The 17,766-nt window shown below is 58.4% G+C and carries 13 protein-coding genes; 8 read left to right on the forward strand and 5 right to left on the reverse strand.

Annotation, left to right across the window (positions count from 1 at the left end):
* Positions 1-19: 19 nt before the first annotated feature.
* Complete coding sequence (locus tag AC2T28_RS00470; protein ID WP_486747992.1) at positions 20-2,974, reverse strand: ABC transporter transmembrane domain-containing protein; 2,955 nt, start codon at positions 2,972-2,974, stop codon at positions 20-22.
* A 240-nt stretch (positions 2,975-3,214) separates the two neighbouring features.
* Here AC2T28_RS00470 and AC2T28_RS00475 point away from each other — a divergent pair, with 240 nt between their 5' ends.
* On the forward strand, positions 3,215-3,607 hold the full coding sequence (locus AC2T28_RS00475; protein WP_486746978.1) for a DUF3307 domain-containing protein: 393 nt from the start codon (positions 3,215-3,217) through the stop codon (positions 3,605-3,607).
* A 49-nt stretch (positions 3,608-3,656) separates the two neighbouring features.
* Positions 3,657-3,956: a DUF7957 family protein gene (locus AC2T28_RS00480; RefSeq protein ID WP_486746979.1), complete on the forward strand. Its 300-nt coding sequence runs from the start codon at positions 3,657-3,659 to the stop codon at positions 3,954-3,956.
* Positions 3,957-4,009: 53 nt separating this feature from the next.
* Here AC2T28_RS00480 and AC2T28_RS00485 read toward each other — a convergent pair whose 3' ends face one another.
* The gene (locus tag AC2T28_RS00485; protein WP_486747993.1) at positions 4,010-4,468 is read right to left on the reverse strand and encodes an Lrp/AsnC family transcriptional regulator; all 459 of its coding nucleotides are present in this window, start codon (positions 4,466-4,468) and stop codon (positions 4,010-4,012) included.
* A 144-nt stretch (positions 4,469-4,612) separates the two neighbouring features.
* On the opposite strand from AC2T28_RS00485, the gene AC2T28_RS00490 reads away from it, so the two are divergent.
* A complete protein-coding gene (locus tag AC2T28_RS00490) occupies positions 4,613-8,044 on the forward strand; it encodes an indolepyruvate ferredoxin oxidoreductase family protein (RefSeq protein ID WP_486746980.1) in 3,432 nt (1,143 codons plus the stop codon).
* On the opposite strand, the gene AC2T28_RS00495 is transcribed toward AC2T28_RS00490, so the two are convergent.
* The 3 genes from AC2T28_RS00495 to AC2T28_RS00505 all read right to left on the reverse strand — a co-directional run bounded on the left by AC2T28_RS00495 (position 8,041) and on the right by AC2T28_RS00505 (position 10,266).
* Complete coding sequence (locus AC2T28_RS00495) at positions 8,041-8,706, reverse strand: TetR/AcrR family transcriptional regulator (protein ID WP_486746981.1); 666 nt, start codon at positions 8,704-8,706, stop codon at positions 8,041-8,043. The two genes, AC2T28_RS00490 and AC2T28_RS00495, sit on opposite strands and share 4 nt — an antisense overlap.
* Positions 8,707-8,764: 58 nt before the next feature.
* On the reverse strand, positions 8,765-9,394 hold the full coding sequence (locus tag AC2T28_RS00500) for a glutathione S-transferase (protein WP_486746982.1): 630 nt from the start codon (positions 9,392-9,394) through the stop codon (positions 8,765-8,767).
* A gap of 383 nt (positions 9,395-9,777) precedes the next feature.
* Entirely contained in the window at positions 9,778-10,266 is a 489-nt protein-coding gene (locus AC2T28_RS00505) for a class I SAM-dependent methyltransferase (protein ID WP_486746983.1), read from the reverse strand.
* A 260-nt stretch (positions 10,267-10,526) separates the two neighbouring features.
* On the opposite strand from AC2T28_RS00505, the gene AC2T28_RS00510 reads away from it, so the two are divergent.
* The 5 genes from AC2T28_RS00510 to AC2T28_RS00530 are packed head-to-tail and all read left to right on the forward strand — an operon-like array spanning position 10,527 to position 17,730.
* Positions 10,527-12,299, forward strand: a complete 1,773-nt coding sequence (locus AC2T28_RS00510) for an ABC transporter ATP-binding protein (RefSeq protein WP_486746984.1) — start codon at positions 10,527-10,529, stop codon at positions 12,297-12,299.
* Positions 12,292-14,211 carry an ABC transporter substrate-binding protein gene (locus AC2T28_RS00515; RefSeq protein ID WP_486746985.1) on the forward strand — a complete coding sequence of 640 codons (1,920 nt, stop codon included), beginning with the start codon at positions 12,292-12,294 and terminating at the stop codon, positions 14,209-14,211. The genes AC2T28_RS00510 and AC2T28_RS00515 overlap by 8 nt, the downstream gene beginning before the upstream one ends.
* The gene (locus AC2T28_RS00520; protein ID WP_486746986.1) at positions 14,211-15,239 is read left to right on the forward strand and encodes an ABC transporter permease; all 1,029 of its coding nucleotides are present in this window, start codon (positions 14,211-14,213) and stop codon (positions 15,237-15,239) included. Before AC2T28_RS00515 ends, AC2T28_RS00520 begins: the two co-directional genes overlap by 1 nt.
* Entirely contained in the window at positions 15,236-16,390 is a 1,155-nt protein-coding gene (locus AC2T28_RS00525; protein WP_486746987.1) for an ABC transporter permease, read from the forward strand. Before AC2T28_RS00520 ends, AC2T28_RS00525 begins: the two co-directional genes overlap by 4 nt.
* The gene (locus AC2T28_RS00530; RefSeq protein WP_486746988.1) at positions 16,387-17,730 is read left to right on the forward strand and encodes a CoA transferase; all 1,344 of its coding nucleotides are present in this window, start codon (positions 16,387-16,389) and stop codon (positions 17,728-17,730) included. Before AC2T28_RS00525 ends, AC2T28_RS00530 begins: the two co-directional genes overlap by 4 nt.
* Positions 17,731-17,766: the final 36 nt, after the last annotated feature.

Below are 17,766 nucleotides of genomic sequence, written 5' to 3' on the forward strand. Positions count from 1 at the left end.
ATCTAACCTTCTACACCGATCAGTTCGACACATAGCCCGCCACAACCTGCAACAATTTAAACGCCGTTGCGGCATCGTGCTCAACGACTGCAAGAAACTCTTCTTCGCCAATCCGCAGGCAGGTCAGTTCGTCCTTGGCAACCATGCTCAGTGATCGGGGTTCCTGGCGGATCAGTCCCAATTCACCCACCAGTCGACCGGGGCCAACCGTGGCAATCAGGCGGTCCTCTTGGCCGTCAATCGGCAGATACAGCCCGGCCTCCCCTTCTAGGATCATATAGGCACCATCGCTGGCCTCGTCGTCCTTCAGGAACACCACCTCATCTGGCTTGGCGTGATACCAGCGCGCCCCAAAGGCCAGCAAGCGCAGCTGCTTGCGGTTCAGACCAGAAAACAGCTCGGTCTGTTCCAGCGCCCGCAGCTTGCGGGCCAGATCGGCACTGGCAGCGCTGTCTTCCACCGCTTCCTCCTGTGTCTCGTCACTGACAAGACGCCCCTGACGCAGTTCATAGTATACATCAAAAACCTCGGGGCTTTGAAAACTATCGCCTAGATAAATCAGCGTCGTGTCGGGCAGCAGATCACGCAGGTTTTTGTGGACCGAGATCCGTGTCTCCAGATCATAGCTCGCCATCGCAGAGTCCATGATCAGAATGTCCGGGCGTTTGATCGTGGCGCGCGAGAACGCCAAAGGTTCGGCAAAGCTGGCCGCTAGCCCCTGCCCGCCCAGCGAAATCGGCAGATCAAAGATCAGCTCAACCACCAGATCGCGCACACCATTTTCAACCAGCAGTTCCGCCACCAGCTTGCGCAGCTCGTCGCCCTTGGCCCCGGCCAGGTCCGAGATCTTACCAAACAGAGCGTTCTCCAACACCGTAAACCCAGGTGCAAATTGGGTGATGTCCAGCGGCACATACAGATCGCCCAAAGTCTCCATCAAGCGCGAGGAATGGCTTTTGCGGAACGCCAGAATACGCTCTTGCATCTCTTCGCTGAACGCTGGGCCAATCTGTTCGGCCGAAATCCGGAACGGCACCATCAGCAACTGCGCCAGCTCGGTCTGCTCCAGCGCCTCGGCCCCATTGGCGCGTGTCTTTTCAACCAGCGACAGCGCCGCCTCATAGGCCGAAGGCTCCAGCCCCAGTTTGCGGAACAGCGGGTGATCGGTGCCGTCCAGACCAAAGATCTGCCGCAGCATGTCCACAACATCCTGGGTCAGCGCCACCAGATCTTTGTCCAGCTTGAGCTCTGTGATCAGGTCCAGGAAATCCGTCTGCTGGGTCAACACGGCTTCGGTAATGGGTGCGTGCGGCGTGGCATACAGCAGGTTTTCCGCCACTGGCAGCGCCGGGTTGTATTCATCCGGTTTCAGGAAAAACGCGTGTTGGCGCAGCCCCGCATCACGCACGGCTTGCTGAACCGTCTCTCTCAATTGCACCAACTGGGCGCTCAGCGCAGCATGATATTCTTGGTTGAATTTCTGCTCCAACCCGCGTCGGAACAATGCGGTATCTGACCCAATCCCCTCGACCAGTTTTAACCACCATTCGCGCAGATCATCTTCATTGGAGAAACCGGCCAATGACGGGTCCAGCCAGGGCGCGTCATGCGGATCCGCGCTATTGCCCGCCTTCAGAGCATTCTTTAGCTGGTCAGCGTCGCGGGCTTCGCCATTGGGGCGCGGCCGCATGGGCATCATGACATTTTCGCCAAACGACCCTTGAAACAACACCGGCCGCGAGGTGGCATGTCCAACCCGCGCCGCCACAACTGCCTGATGGAGACCTGTCAAATCATGTCCCGAAACCGTTATTTTGCCAGCCGAGGGAAGCAACTCGCGCGTCAAAAGCCCGGCCATAGCCCGCCGGTCTTCCTCGGACGGGGCGGCAAGTCCAATGACTTTGCCAGCAGGGAAACATGTGCTCAGATCCTCTAGTACCAGATTGCCGTCGGCATCGCGCACATTAACGCCGTCCAGCACCACATCGCCTTTCAGGTGCACGATCTCTTCAGGCTCGCCCTCCATCAGCTTTTCATCCACCATGCCCGATGGGGCAAAGCGTTCCAGGATCACGTCCCAGCGCAGGCTCATGTCCTGGGTCTGGTTGTAATAGGCCAGCAACTCTTTCCATGGCGAAGCCAGGTCCTTGTAGGCTGCCAAAGCCGCCACAAGAGCGCCCAGCGAGACCTTGCCCTGCAGCACCAAGAAGCCGCCGATGGCATAAAACAGAAACGGTGTCAGCTGGGTGATGAAGTTATTGAGAAACTTCATAAAGAACTTTTTCTGGTAGATCTCAAAGCGGATGTCATACAGCCAACCCAAACGCGCCGTGATCATCGCCATGCGATAGCGCCAGCCACCGTTGATCCGCAGGGTTGAGGCCCCGGCCGCACTCTCACCAATTTCCGAAGCCAAAGCACGCACCTGTTTGATGCGCTTCTTGTTCAACAGGTTGATCCGCCGTTGCAGCATCGGGATCAGCCAGCCCTGCAACGGGATCAAGGCGACTGCTGCCAGACCAAACCAGACGTTTTGCAAAAACAGGAACGACAGGATGGTGATCATCTGCCCGGCCTGTAGCACCGGTTGGCTGATGGCATCGCCCATCAACCCGCCCATCGGCTCACTTTCAGCCGTGACCATGGACACCAGCTCGCCTTGGCTGACCCGCTCAAAATAGGGCTGCGGAAAGCGCAATATCCGGGCAATCAACTGATAGCGAAACCGGCGCAACATACGTTCAGCCAGGACACCCTTCATGGTGTTGATGCGCATTTTCATCAGGCCATGGGCTGTCACCGACAGCAAAAAGCCGCCGCACAGCAGCCACAGGAATGTCAGCTGATCCACCTGGTAGCCAAAGACATCAATGATCGAGGTCTGCGAACCAATAGCGTCATTGATGATCCGCTTGGGCAGCTCAAGCGTCAGGTACAACAGCGGAAACAGGGTTGTGGTGACCAGCAGCAAAATAAGCTGATCACGCTTGGAGTATTTCCAGATGAAGCGGAATAATGAGCGCTCGATGGGAGATCTCCGTCTTGGCTGACAAAAAGCGTCCCTAATGCCTAGCGCGATTTCACTGGGACAGGCAATGGCTTTACAATTTTGCTTTGCGTAGTCCCGTTGCGACACTTTACCCACTGACCCTTTGCCATCGCTGGAAAAATCCGTAAGCTTCTACCGCTGGTGTCTTTCCAAGGGAGCTTACACGTGCCGGACTATGTCGGATCTATCCTGCTGCTGCTCTGTCTTTTGCAGATCAAGCACATGTTTGCCGACTTTTATCTGCAAACACCCAAGATGCTATCGGGGCGCGGGCAGTACTGGCACATGGGCCGGGCCCAACATGCCGGGGTGCATGTGGTGGGGTCACTATTGGTGTTTCTGGCCTATCAGGCCCCGCTCCTGTTCATCGTGATTGTCCTGGCGCTGGAATGGATCATTCATTTCAACATCGATTACTGCAAGGCCTGCTATTCCGAAACCAAACAGCTTTTGCCAAACATGCCCAGCTTCTGGCGCGCCATGGGCACAGATCAGGCCATGCACCACCTGACATATGTTGCGATGGTCTGGGCCTGGGTGGAATTCGTCGCTACCTAAACCAAGGCTTGAGACCCGTCCTTAGAACGATGATTGCAAAGAATGACGGATGGTTGAAATACGCGAAGAATACCAAACTCCATCTGGCCGACTTGTTTTGTTCGCCTATGATCAAACGTCCAAGGACGGCCCGGTAAAACCTCAGGAAAACATTCAGATGTTGAGACCAGACGGCTCTCGAATCTGGAAAATAAATGGCATCGAGCGAAGCCGCTACGGATCGTTTCACGACACATTTGTAGAACTCTATCTTCGTGACAAAAAGTTCTACGCAAACACGTTCATGGGCCACATATTCGAAATCAATGTATCAACCGGGGAAGCTACATATCATGGCTTCGGAAAATGAAACCATCCCTAGGGTGAGTTGCATGAGCACGGATACCAAGTCCTGCTCCTAGGTCAGGGCAAAACCGGCTTGTTGTGCTTGATCGTTCGCAAAACCAGATTGGTCTGCGCACTCGCCACCGCAGGCAAACGGAACAGAAAGTCTTCGAGGAAGTTATTATAGGCCTCAAGATCCGGTGCCAGCACCCGTAGGTGATAATCTGACTGCCCGGTGGTGGCGTAACATTCCTGCACCAAGGGGCTGGTTTCGATGGCACGGATAAACTCACCTAGCTTGTCCTGATCGTGGCGTGTCAGATGCACATGTACAATCGCCTGAAACCCCAAACCCATCGCTGATGGATTCACAATCGCTCCGTAGCGTTCAATCACACCCGCGGCCTCAAGCGCGCGCACCCGTCGCCATAGGGCCGAGGGCGACATGCCAACAGCCTCGGCCAGATCTGCGTTAGACATGCGTGCATCCTGTTGCAGCAGCGTCAGAATCTTTCGATCGCGTTCATCCATTGTCATATTGTGAATTTTCACTCCGGCATCGACCTGTTTATCGGTCAATTTATTCTACATTACTCAACAACAGAGATAATCTGGCAAATAAATCCACGCAACACGGTTTATTCTTTCGGCAACTAACCAACGCGCGCAAGAGATGTCCATATGACCCAGCAAAGCCACGAATTCCGCAGCTACCAACTTGATGACCGATATAAATTGGATAAAGGCCGGGTGTTCCTGACCGGTACTCAGGCGCTGGCCCGCGTCATGCTGGATCAGGCCCGCCGTGATCGCGATGCAGGGTTGAATACGGCTGGCTTTGTCTCGGGCTATCGCGGATCGCCATTGGGCGGCGTTGATCTGGAGTTCTGGCGCTCCAAAGTTCGGATGAAAGACAACAACATCACCTTCATGCCTGCCGTGAACGAGGATTTGGGCGCGACTGCGGTACTGGGTGCACAGCAGGCCATTCTGGACCCGCATTGCGAGGTCGAGGGCGTGTTCTCCATGTGGTACGGCAAGGGCCCGGGCGTTGACCGATCCGGCGATGCGCTGAAACACGGCAATGCCTACGGCTCATCGGCCAAGGGTGGCGTTCTGGTGGTAGCAGGCGATGACCACGGTTGCGTCAGCTCGTCGATGCCGCACCAATCCGATGTGGCCTTCATGTCCTGGTTCATGCCGGTGCTGAACCCGGCCACCGTGGATGAGTTCCTGACCTATGGCGAATACGGCTTTGCCCTGTCGCGCTACTCGGGCACCTGGGTTGGCTTCAAGGCGGTGTCGGAAACCGTGGAAAGTGCGCGCTCGGTTGAACTGCAACCTGACCGCCAGTTCAACCTGCCCGACCTGCCTGACTACCCCGGTGGCCTACACGTGCGCCGCGCCGACCTGCCCAGCCCCGAGATCGAGGTCCGTATTCAGGCCAAGCTGCGCGCCGTGCGCGCCTTTGCGGAGGCCAACCCGATCGACCACCGGGTCTATGATATTGAGGACGCCAAGTTTGGCTTTGTCACCACCGGCAAGGGCCATCTGGACCTGATGGAGGCGCTGCGCCTGTTGGGATTGGACGAAGATGCCTGCCGTCGCCTTGGCATCGACATCTACAAGGTTGGCATGGTCTGGCCGCTGGCCCGCCGCAACGCCCTGCGCTTTGTGAACGGCAAGAAAGAGGTGCTGGTGGTCGAAGAAAAACGCGGCATCATCGAAAGCCAATTCAAGGAATACTTCTATGACTGGCCGGGTAACAAGCCGGAAAAGATGGTCGGCAAATACGACAGCCACGGCGAGCCGCTGATCCCATGGACCGGCGAGCTGAGCCCGCTGCAACTGGCCCCCATCGTCGCCGCCCGCCTGCACGCCTTTTTCCCCGAGGAAGGCCTGCCCGCCAAAGCCAAGGCGCTGACCGACCAGCCGCCACAGCTGTTGAATGTGCCCGGCGCCAACCGCACCCCCTATTTCTGTTCCGGCTGTCCGCATAACACCTCAACCAAACTGCCCGAAGGCAGCAAGGCCAAATCCGGCATCGGCTGCCACGTTATGGCCAGCTGGATGGACCGCGAAACCGAAGGCTACGCCCAGATGGGCGGCGAAGGTGTGCCCTGGACGGTGGCCTCGAAATTCAACGGTAACAAACATATCTTCCAGAATCTGGGCGAAGGCACCTGGTATCACTCGGGCAGCCTTGCCATCCGGCAGGCTGTCGCCGCAGGAACCAATATCACCTACAAGATCCTCTATAACGACGCCGTCGCGATGACCGGTGGTCAGCCGGTGGATGGCCCCGTCAGTGTTAGCGGCATCGCTCAGACATCTCGCGCCGAAGGCGTGCAGCGGATCGCGCTGGTCTCGGATGACATCGGCAAATTCCGCCATGGTGACTTCCCCTCTGGCACCACCTTTCACGACCGGGCAGAGATGGACACCCTGCAACGCGAACTTCGCGAAATCCCCGGTGTCACGGTGCTGATTTACGAACAAACCTGCGCCACCGAAAAACGCCGCCGCCGCAAACGCGGCACCATGGAAGATCCCAAACGCTTTGCCATGATCAACGATCTGGTCTGCGAGGGCTGCGGTGATTGTTCCGTGGAATCCAACTGTCTGAGTGTGGAACCCAAAGAGACCCCCTTTGGCCGCAAACGCAAAATCAACCTGTCGTCCTGCAACAAGGACTTCTCGTGCCTGAACGGCTTCTGCCCCAGCTTTGTCACCATCGAGGGCGCAACCCGGCGCAAGAAACAACCGGCCAGCTTGGATGCGCTGCAACTGGTTGCCAACCTGCCCCAGCCGCAACTACCCACACTTAGCAAACCCTTTGACCTGCTGGTCACCGGCGTCGGTGGCACCGGCGTTGTTACCGTTGGCGCGTTGATCACTATGGCCGCACATATCGAAGGCAAGGGTTCCAGTGTGCTGGACTTTACCGGCTTTGCGCAGAAGTTTGGCACTGTGCTCAGCTACATTCGCCTGTCGGCCAAGCCGGATCAGGTCAATCAGGTGCGCATCGACAATGGTGGCGCGGATGCGGTGATTGGTTGTGATGTGGTGGTCAGCTCGGCCCCCAAGGCCTCGGCCCACTACAACGCCGACACCCGTGTTGTGTTGAACCACGCGGAAATGCCAACCGGTGATCTGGTGCTGCGCCGCGATGCCGATCTGATGACCGATGCACGCACAGCAGCCATTGCCAGCGTGGTTGGCGCGGATAACCTATCAGGCCTCAACGCCAACGCTGCAGCCGAGGCGCTGTTGGGCGATGCGGTTCTGGCCAACGTGATGATGCTGGGCTTCGCCTGGCAACAGGGGCTAATCCCGGTCAGCGCCGATGCACTGGATCAAGCCATCGTGTTGAACGGCGTCGCCATCGACAAAAACCGCCTCGCCTTTGCCATTGGCCGCGCCATGGCGGTGAATCCAGACCTGGTCAGCGACCACTACGAGGATACACCCGCCCCCGAAGAAACACTGGACGATATCATCGCTCGTCGGGTCAGCTTTCTGACCGGCTATCAGGATGTCGACTATGCAAAACGCTACAGCCAGACCTTGTCCAAGTTCCGCCAGTCCTTGCCCGAGGATGCCGCCGAAGAGTTGAACACCGCCGCCGCCAAATCGCTATTCAAACTAATGGCCTATAAGGACGAATTCGAGGTGGCCCGCCTGATGACAAACACGGCCTTTGCACATCAAATCGAAGCTGAGTTTGAGGGCGACTATAAGGTGAAATACCACCTTGCTCCGCCGCTGTTCAGCCACCGCAAAGACCACCGTGGCCGCCCGCTGAAACGCGCCTTTGGGTCCTGGATGCGACCCGTTATGGGCTATCTTGCCAAGGGCAAACGCCTGCGTGACAGCCGGTTCAACATCTTCGCCTACCACGCCGAAGCCCGGATGCATCGCGAGCTGCTCGCCTGGTATGAAGGCGTACTGGACCAGCTCACCGCAGGCTTTGACATTGACCAACAGGATCGCGCGATGTCGATCCTGTCAGCCCCGATGGAGATACGTGGTTATGGGCCCGTCAGAATGGAGGCCGCTGACAAAGTGGTGCAAGCCGCCAAGGCCGAATTGGCTGACCTAAAGTCGGCTTAGACGTCCCAGAACCGACTTGCATACTCGGTGAACTCTTCCAGTTCACCGGGTTGTGCTTCTTGTCCGGTAAAGACCTTCAGATATTCCGCTGTCATGGCCAGGCGGGTCCGGCCACTTTCGTTCAGGTCCGCCATGTCATAACCAAGCTGCATGTAATACAGCGCCTTGGCGCGCGCCAATGCCTCAATCTCGGTAAAACCATAACGCTGAAACATCTGGGTCAACGCCTCTACCCGGCGAGCATCAGACTGATCCAGCAGGTTGCGCACCGGCCCAGACCGCCGTGCCCAATCCCGCACCGCAAAATCCAACGAAGTGTTGAACAACTCAGGGTTGGCAGTGCAGCGCCAGACATTGATCACCGCAGCCGTCACAGTCTCGGCTTCAGCACCGGCCTGGCCCACCAGCCCGGCGGTGTTGGTCTGTTCCCAGGTCTTCAACAGCGCATCCAGCAGATCCTGGCGAGATTTGAAGTACCAATAGAACGAAGACCGTGACACCCCCATACGTTCAGCCAGCGCCAAAACCTTGACCCGTTCCACCCCATCCGAAACCAGCACATCCATTGCCACATTCAGCCAATCGTCGCGCGTCACCTTGATATTGCCCACCAGGGGTTTCGCCGATGGGTCATCGCGGTGCAGGACTGGTTTCTGTGGCATCGGGCGTCTTTCTTGTTGTTCGGATCGTCTCTACTCAGGTCTTGATGTCAATTTCTACTCATAATTGGGCACTGGGACGGGCCTTGATCGCGTCAAACCAAGCCTGACTGGCGGCATTTTTCTCGGGAATGCGCTTTTTGATGACCCGGGCAAAGTCCACAAAAACAAAGGTCGTGATATCTGCCAGCGTAAAACTGTCGGTCGCCACATAGGCACTTTCCCGAAGTCTTTGCTCCAGCAGATCAAAAAACCTGTCCGCGCGTTCCAACCCGCGTGCGGCCAATTCCGGCACCTGCGCATAGTCATCGGGTCCAGGTATCGCTCGGTTTTCAAAGGCCGGGTGGGTATTGCGCAGCGCCTCGGCAATGGGTGAGCCACCTTGCTGTTCAACTATGGCATTCCACATTAAAACCTGCCCTTTCTCTTTGGGCGTCCGCCCCATAAGGGGAGGTTCTGGGTGCACGGCCTCCAGATAGGCTGCGATGCCAAGGTTTTCAGTTAGCGTGGTGCCCTCATCCGTCACTAGAACCGGCAGCATGGCATGAGGGCTCACCGCTTTGAACGCATCACTCAGCTGCTCACCTTTGGCAATGGACACATCTTGGGTTTCAATGTTCAAACCCTTCTCGGCAATGAACATCCGCGCCCTCCGTGGATTGGGAGCGGTTGAGCAATCATAGAATTTCATCGCCCAGCATCCTGTCAAATCTCGGTTCAGCGCAGGTTAGGCTCTAAACAGCGTTTCACGCAAGATAACGAATGTGAATAGAGCTCTGCTGTTTGGTGTTGCACACCCAGCGTACGCCCCTGTAACGCGAAATTCGCCTTTTCATGGCAAAACATTCCGCGATTGCAATCACCGCCTGGCTTGGCACCCCCGGCACTTGGAACAGGGTCCCGACACGATAGGGGCGCGCAGAGACAACGTTTAGCACGCGGGGTTTGATCCCCGTCCGCTTCCGCTTGGCGGTACCGCCATTTCTAAACTGCCTAGCTACAGGCACCACTGATAAAACAAGATCTCAACCGGCAGGGCATCGGCCCTGACCGGATATTAGAGATGTCAAAAGCCTAGGCCTGGTAGATAAAGCACCGACCTTCAACCGCGCCATCAGGCAGAGGCAGCTCGGTCAGGTTCTCAAAATACATCCGGTCCGATGACACCATCAGTCCGCCTTTGGCCAGCAAAGGCTCGATCAACGGGGAGACAAAGCGGGCAAAGATATCGTTTTTTTCGCGATTGTGACCACCCAGATCAGCGTGGATCAAACTGGCTGTGGGACCAAAACGTTCCACCGACGCAGGCAGGGTTTCACGCACATCGCCCAGAATGACTTTATCCTCAGGTGGGGTGCTGTCCGGGTGCGATGCCACAGCCCGCTCAAACACATAGATATCGCGCCCTTCGACATAGCGCTTCATGTGGTGATAGGTGCGGCCATTACCCAGCCCCAGCTCAAACACCGGGCCACTCATCGCTGCCGTCTCGGCAATTGCAAAATCCAGACAGGCACGCTGTGACACCATACGGTCGATGAACAGATCAAGACGGGACGACATAGACAAACTCCTTTGCGCCCAAATATCCGATTCAGGCTTATCCCACCGATGTGGCAGAGAATAACGTAAATGTGTAGCGCAACAGCTCCGCTTAAGCACTCTTTGTGCTTTTAACACCCCTTCCGCGCAAAAAATCCCTGCTTGCACAACAGGATCGGGCAAATGGGGTTTGACTAGACGACCCCGGTCACGCGATGGTGGCAGAAAATACAAGGGGGAAGAAGATGACAGCGGCACAACAGCTGGTTGGGTGGGCCTGAATGCGGCCTTTGCTGTCAGTTGAAAATCTCAGCATTGGTTTTGGCGGTGGCGACCCGGTGGTGCGCGACGTCAGCTTTGAGGTGCAGCCGGGCGAAACCCTAGCGTTGGTCGGAGAAAGCGGGTCGGGCAAGACCGTGACCTGCCGCTCCATTTTACGCATCCTACCACGGGCAGCTCGCATCCATTCCGGCACCATCCAGTTGAACGGCAGCAATGGGGCGCAAGATCTCACCGCCCTCAGCGAGCGCCGCATGCGCGATGTGCGCGGCAATTCGATTGCGATGATCTTTCAGGAACCGATGCGGTCACTGTCGCCACTGCACCGGATTGGCAACCAAATCTCCGAGGTGCTTTGGCTGCACGGCCGCACCCGCGAAGCCGCCGCCAAAAAGGTAGTGCTCGAATGTTTTGAGAAGGTCGGCTTTCCCGATCCCGAACGCGCCTATAAATCCTATCCGTTTGAGCTGTCCGGTGGCATGCGCCAGCGCGCGATGATCGCTATGGCGATGGTGGCCAAGCCTGATCTTCTGATCGCCGATGAGCCAACCACCGCGCTGGATGTGACCACCCAGGCGCAGGTGCTGGGCTTGATGAAAGAGCTACAGCGCGACACCGGCATGGCCATGGTTTTGGTCACCCATGATCTGGGCGTGGTCGCCAATATGGCTGAACAGGTTGTAGTGATGCACAAGGGCCGGGTGATGGAGTCCGGTGCTGCTGAGCCCCTGCTGCGTTCCCCTGCCCATCCCTATACCCAACAGCTGTTTGATGCCGCCCCCGCGATCCCGGCGGAGCCGCAGTTTGTGCCGGAATTGCCGCAGGATGATCTGATCCTGCAAATGAAGTCAGTCTCCAAGACCTATTCAATGCGGGCCAACAAAGGCTGGAGGGCCGAGACCAAGATCCAGGCCTGCCGTGGCGTTGATTTTTCCCTACAGCGCGGCAAAACGCTGGCGATTGTTGGCGAAAGCGGGTCAGGAAAGACCACAGCCGCGCGGATTGCACTTGGCGCAGAACAGCCTGACGAGGGCGGCGAGATCCTGTTTCGCGCAACGCCGCAGTCCAGCCCCATCGCCGTTCAGAAAATGACCCGCGCCGCCCGCACCGCGTTCCAACGCGAAGCACAGATGGTGTTTCAGGATCCCTATTCCTCGCTGTCGCCCCGTATGCGCATTCTTGATGCCCTGACCGAGCCATTGGACATCCACAACATCGGCTCCAAGGCGGAACGTCGCGACATGGCCGCCGAAAAGCTGCGCCTTGTTGGCCTTGGCCCCGATATGCTGCAACGCTACCCGCATGCCTTTTCCGGCGGCCAGCGCCAACGTCTGTCGATTGCCCGCGCCCTGATGCTCGATCCCTCGCTGATTGTCTGTGACGAACCCACTTCGGCGCTGGATGTGTCGGTGCAGGAGCAGATCCTGCGCCTGCTCGAAGAAATCCGCGACCATCAGAACCTGTCGTATCTGTTCATCAGCCATGATTTAGCCGTGGTCGCCCGCATTGCCGATGAAGTTGCGGTGATGCGCGCCGGTCTGGTGGTGGAACAGGCCCCTCCGGACACATTGTTCCACAACCCTCAACACCCCTACACCAAAGCCTTGATTGCCGCCCAACCCGAGCCGGACATTGACCGGCCCATTGATCTCAAACTGGTGGCCTCGGGCGCCGGTTCGCCAGACAGCTGGCCCGAACGCTTTCGTTTTTCCGACACCGTGGTACCCTCGCTCATGCAGGTGGAACCCGGACATAAGGTACGTTGCCATGATTAAGACCCCAAAATCCATTCTAACGCTTGCCCTTTGCACCCTGATGACACCGCTCGCCAGCCTGGCTGGCCCGACGGTGCAGGAAAGCGTCTTCTGGAGCCAGGAAGTGGACGCTGGCAATCTGCCGCCAGCCGCCGAGCGTATGCCCGAGGTGCCATTGGTCGTTGATCTGGCATCCCGTGATCGGACGCCGGGGGTCCAGGGTGGCACTCTGAACACCATGATCACCCGCTCCAAAGACATCCGCCAAATGGTGGTCTATGGCTATGCGCGGCTGGTGGGCTACGACGACAACTACGAGCTACGTCCCGATCTGCTGATGTCCTTCGAGAACGAAGACAATAAGCGGTTCACCCTGAACCTGCGCCCCGGCCACCACTGGTCTAACGGCGACCCCTTCACCTCGGCTGACTTTGAGTACTGGTGGAACGACGTTGCCAATAACGAGCTGCTCAGCCCCACCGGACCACCCGATTTCCTGCGCATCGAAGGGCAACCACCCCGCGTCAGTTTCCCGGATGCAACAACGGTCATCTTTGAATGGGACAACCCCAATCCAAACTTTTTGCAGAGTCTGGCACAGGCGCGGCCACCTTTCATTTTCCGCCCGTCCGAGTTCCTGAAGAAGTACCACGCCGATTACGCCGACCCGGAACAGCTGGCGTTCGAAGTGGATGATGCCCGCGTCAAAAGCTGGGCCGCACTGCACAATCGCCGCGACAACATGTACAAGTTCGACAACCACGAACTGCCCACCCTGCAGCCCTGGATGAACTCCACCTCGGGCAAGAAAATCCGCCACCTGTTTGTGCGCAATCCCTATTACCACCGCATCGATAAGAACGGCGTGCAGCTGCCCTATATCGATGTGGTCGAAATGGAGATCGTTTCCGGCGGCTTGGTCGCGGCCAAATCCAACGCGGGCGAGGCAGATTTGCAGGCACGTGGCCTCGGCTTTCGCGACATCTCGATCCTGCGTAAGGGTGAGGCCGACGGCGGCAACTACCAGACCTATCTTTGGGGTACCGGCACCGCGTCGCAAATCGCCATCTATCCCAACTTGAACGTCAATGACGACACCTGGCGTGAAGTTCTGCGCGATGTGCGAGTACGCCGCGCCCTGTCAGTTGCGATCAACCGCGACTCGATCAACAAGGCGCTGTATTTCAAGCTGGCCAAACCTGGTGGCATGGCTGTTCTCGAAGCCAGCCCCTTCTTTGATGCCGACATGCGCGCCGCCTGGGCAAGTTTTGACCCAGAAATGGCCAACAGCCTGCTGGACGAGGCTGGCCTGACCGAGAAAGACAAATACGGTATCCGCAAACTGCCCGACGGCCGCCCGATGGAATTTGTGATCGAAACCGCCGGCGAACGCCAAGAGGTTGAAAACGCGCTGCAAATCATCACTGATGATTGGCGTGATGTCGGCGTCAAACTGATCATGCGCCCGCTCGATCGTGATATCCTGCGCAACCGGGTATTCTCGGGCAACTCTATGGCCTCGGTCTGGTTTGGCTGGGACAACGGGTTGCCGCAATCCTACACCTCGCCTGCCTATCTAGCCCCAACCGATCAGGTTTTCCTGGCTTGGCCGAAATGGGGCCAGTTCTATCAGACCGGCGGCGATGCTGGCGAAACACCCGATATGCCCGAGGCCCAGCGCCTGATGGAGCTGTTCCACAACTGGGAGATCGCCACATCTGACGCCGAGCGCGAGGCCGCTTGGAATGAGATGCTGAAAATCCATTCCGAACAGGTCTATGGCATCGGCATCCTGGCCGGCGCGCCACAGCCCGTTGTGGTCAATAAAAACCTGCGCAATGTTCCGACCAAGGGCATCTGGGCCTGGGAGCCCGGTGCGCACTTTGGCATCCATCGCCCGGATGAGTTCTTCTTTGAGGGTGGTGAGGGCTGATGGAGATCCTGCGCTACGCGATCTACCGGTTTGGCACCATGCTGCTAACGCTGCTGGTGGTGTCGGTGATGGTCTTTGCCATCATCAACCTACCCCCCGGTGATTACCTATCAAACCAGATCGCTGAACTGCGCGCCTCGGGTCAATCGGCTGGCGTCGCCAAAGCCGAATTCCTGCGCACCGAATATGCGCTCGACCGCCCCCTGTACCAACAATACCTGATCTGGGTGGGCTTCATCCCCGGCCCGCATGGGTTCTCGGGGCTGATCCAAGGCAACTTTGGCTGGTCGTTTGAATTCGACCAACCCGTGGCCGAGATCGTCGGTGATACCCTCTGGCTCACCGTGCTGGTCAATCTGGCCGCGGTTCTGTTTGTCTACCTTGTTGCCCTGCCGCTTGGGGTCATCGCCGCTGCGCGGTCACGCACATGGGTTGATTACACCTCGGCTTTTGTTGGCTATCTGGGCCTCGCCACGCCCAACTTTTTGCTGGCGCTGATCCTGTTCTACTATGGTCACAAATATTTTGACCTGCCCATCGGCGGCTTGATGGACCCAATTTACGAGGGTGAGCCGATGAGCTGGGACAAAACCAAGTCCATTCTGATCCACCTGATTGTGCCCACCTTTGTTATCGGCACCTCGGGTGCCGCAGCCATGATGCAGCGCCTGCGTGCCAACCTGTTGGATGAGCTGGGCAAACCCTATGTGGAAACCGCTGTGGCCAAGGGAATGCCCCCCGCCCGGATGCTGACCAAATACCCACTGCGCATGGCCTTTAACCCCTTTGTCGCCGACATCGGCAACCTGCTGCCGTCGATGGTTTCGGGCTCGGTGCTGGTCTCGGTGGTGCTGGGCCTGCAAACCATCGGCCCCACCCTGCTGACCGCGCTGAAAACCCAGGATCTGTTCCTGTCGGCCTTTGTGCTGATGTTCGTCGCCCTGCTCACTCTGGTGGGTACCATGATTTCAGACGTGCTGCTGGTACTGCTTGATCCCCGCATCCGATACGAGGGGCGTGAAACATGACCCAGCTCCCCGATGGTCGCTATGTCGACGACCAGCCTTATGACCCAAATGTCTCGCTGCAACAGCTAGAGCGTACCGATCTGGACGCCCCCAATTGGGTGTTGATCTGGCGGCAGTTCAAAACCCACAAACTGGGCCTGATCTCGGGCATCTTCCTGCTCGTTAGCTATCTGATGCTGCCCTTTGCGGGCTTCATCGCGCCTTATACCGCCAACGAACGCCACCCAGATCACCTCTATTCGCCGCCGCAGTCGATCAACTTCTTCCACGAGGGTGAGTTCATCGGCCCCTATATCTATCCGATGACGTCCGAGGCCAATCTGGAAACCTTCCAGTGGGAGTTCGTGCCGGATACCGAAAATCCCGCCAAGCTTGAGTTCTTCTGCGAGGGCAAGGAATACGGGCTGGCTGGCTTCATCCCCACCAACACCCACCTGTTCTGCGCGCCCGGCGATGCCACCATCTTCCTCTGGGGCTCTGACCGGTTGGGCCGTGACGTGTTCAGCCGCATCCTGTACGGCGCGCAACTGTCGCTGACCGTAGGTATCATCGGCATCACCGTATCCTTCCTTCTGGGCATCACCTTTGGTTCCATGGCCGGGTATTTTGGTGGCCGCATCGACTGGACCATCAACAGGGTGATCGAAATCTTGCGCTCCCTACCCGAGCTCCCGCTGTGGCTGGCCCTGTCGGCGGCGGTACCGTCAAACTGGGGGCCGGTGGCGGTGTTCTTCATCATCTCGGTGATCCTCGGCATCCTTGACTGGCCCGGACTGGCGCGTTCGGTCCGCGCCAAGTTCCTGTCTCTGCGGGAAGAGGAATACGTGAAGGCCGCAGAAATGATGGGCGCCAAGCCCGGGCGGGTGATCCGCAAACACATGCTGCCCAACTTCATGTCGCACTTGATTGCATCCGCCACCCTGTCGATCCCCGCGATGATCTTGGGTGAGACCGCGCTGTCCTTCCTGGGCCTTGGCCTGCGGGCACCGGCAGTCAGCTGGGGGGTGATGCTGAATGACGCGCAAAACCTCGCCTCGATCGAGATCTACCCCTGGACCGCCATCCCGATGCTGCCGATCATCATCGTGGTGCTGGCCTTCAACTTCCTGGGCGACGGACTGCGCGACAGTCTGGACCCCTATCAGCAATGACGCTGATCGACAGACTGCCAGATCCTTCGACTTATCAAGTCACAGGATCAGGCCAACGCCCCAGCGCCTTTGCAGTCACCGAACTGGCCAATGCCTCACTTGCTGCGGTGGGCAACCAACTGGCGGGGTTGCTACAGGCGCTAAACCTGACCGCTGATCGCCCCACGGTTACGGTTGACCAACGCCTCGCCTCGCTCTGGTTCGGCTACAGCTTCCGCCCCTTGGGGTGGGAGATGCCCAGCCTGTGGGATGCCATCGCAGGGGATTACCAAACCGCCGACGGCTGGATCCGCCTGCACACCAATCTGCCCCACCACCGCGCCGCCGCACTGCAAGTGCTGGATTGTGACAACACCCGCGAGGCCGTCACCGCAGCCGTCGCCACATGGCAGAGGGATGACCTGGAAACAGCCATCGTTCCACAAGGCGGTGTCGCTGCCGCCATGCGCAGCACAGCCGACTGGCAGGCCCACCCACAGGGACAAGCCGTCAGTGCCGAGCCTCTGATCAACTGGGTTGATCCCCACCGGGTCACCCTGCGCAATCGCCCCGAGGCAACAGCCGCACGCCCCCTTTCAGGGTTGCGCGTGCTTGACCTAACCCGCGTGCTGGCCGGCCCCATCGCCACCCGCACCTTGGCAGGCTTTGGTGCCGAGGTGCTGCGGATTGACCCACCCGGCTGGGATGAACCGGGTACGATCCCTGATATCTCGTTGGGCAAACGCTGCGCATACCTTGACCTACGCAACGCGAGTGGCCGCGACCGTTTCGAAGCCCTGCTGTCGCAAGCCGACGTGTTGGTCCACGGCTACCGCCCCGGTGCACTCGAAGGGTTGGGCTATGGGTTTGAATCCCGCAAAAAACTGGCCCCCAACCTGATCGATGTCACCCTGAACGCCTATGGCTGGACCGGTCCCTGGGCCATGCGGCGCGGCTTTGACAGCTTGGTACAGATGAGCAGCGGCATCGCTGCAGCTGGCCAATACTGGGCACAGGCAGATCGCCCCACCCCGCTACCTGTGCAGGCGCTGGATCACGCCACCGGCTATCTGATGGCCGCCGCTGTGCTTTCTGCCCTGACCGCCGCCGCCAAGGGCAACCCCGTCCCACAGGCCCGCCTGTCCTTAGCCCGCACCGCGACCTTGTTGACAGACCTGCAACGCATGACAACCGGCCCGGATATCTCCGTAGCACATGATGCGGACTACAGCCCCGCAACCGAACACAGCGGCTGGGGAGACGGCCAACGCCTGCTTCCACCGCTGCAGCTGTCGTCGACCGAGATGCTGTGGGAATTCCCCGCACCTCAACTCGGCACTTCCCCCGCAATCTGGCGTTGACGCACCGCTCCCAACCCCAAGTGATCGCATCTGCGG

This window comes from Parasedimentitalea nitratireducens (genome assembly GCF_057444295.1).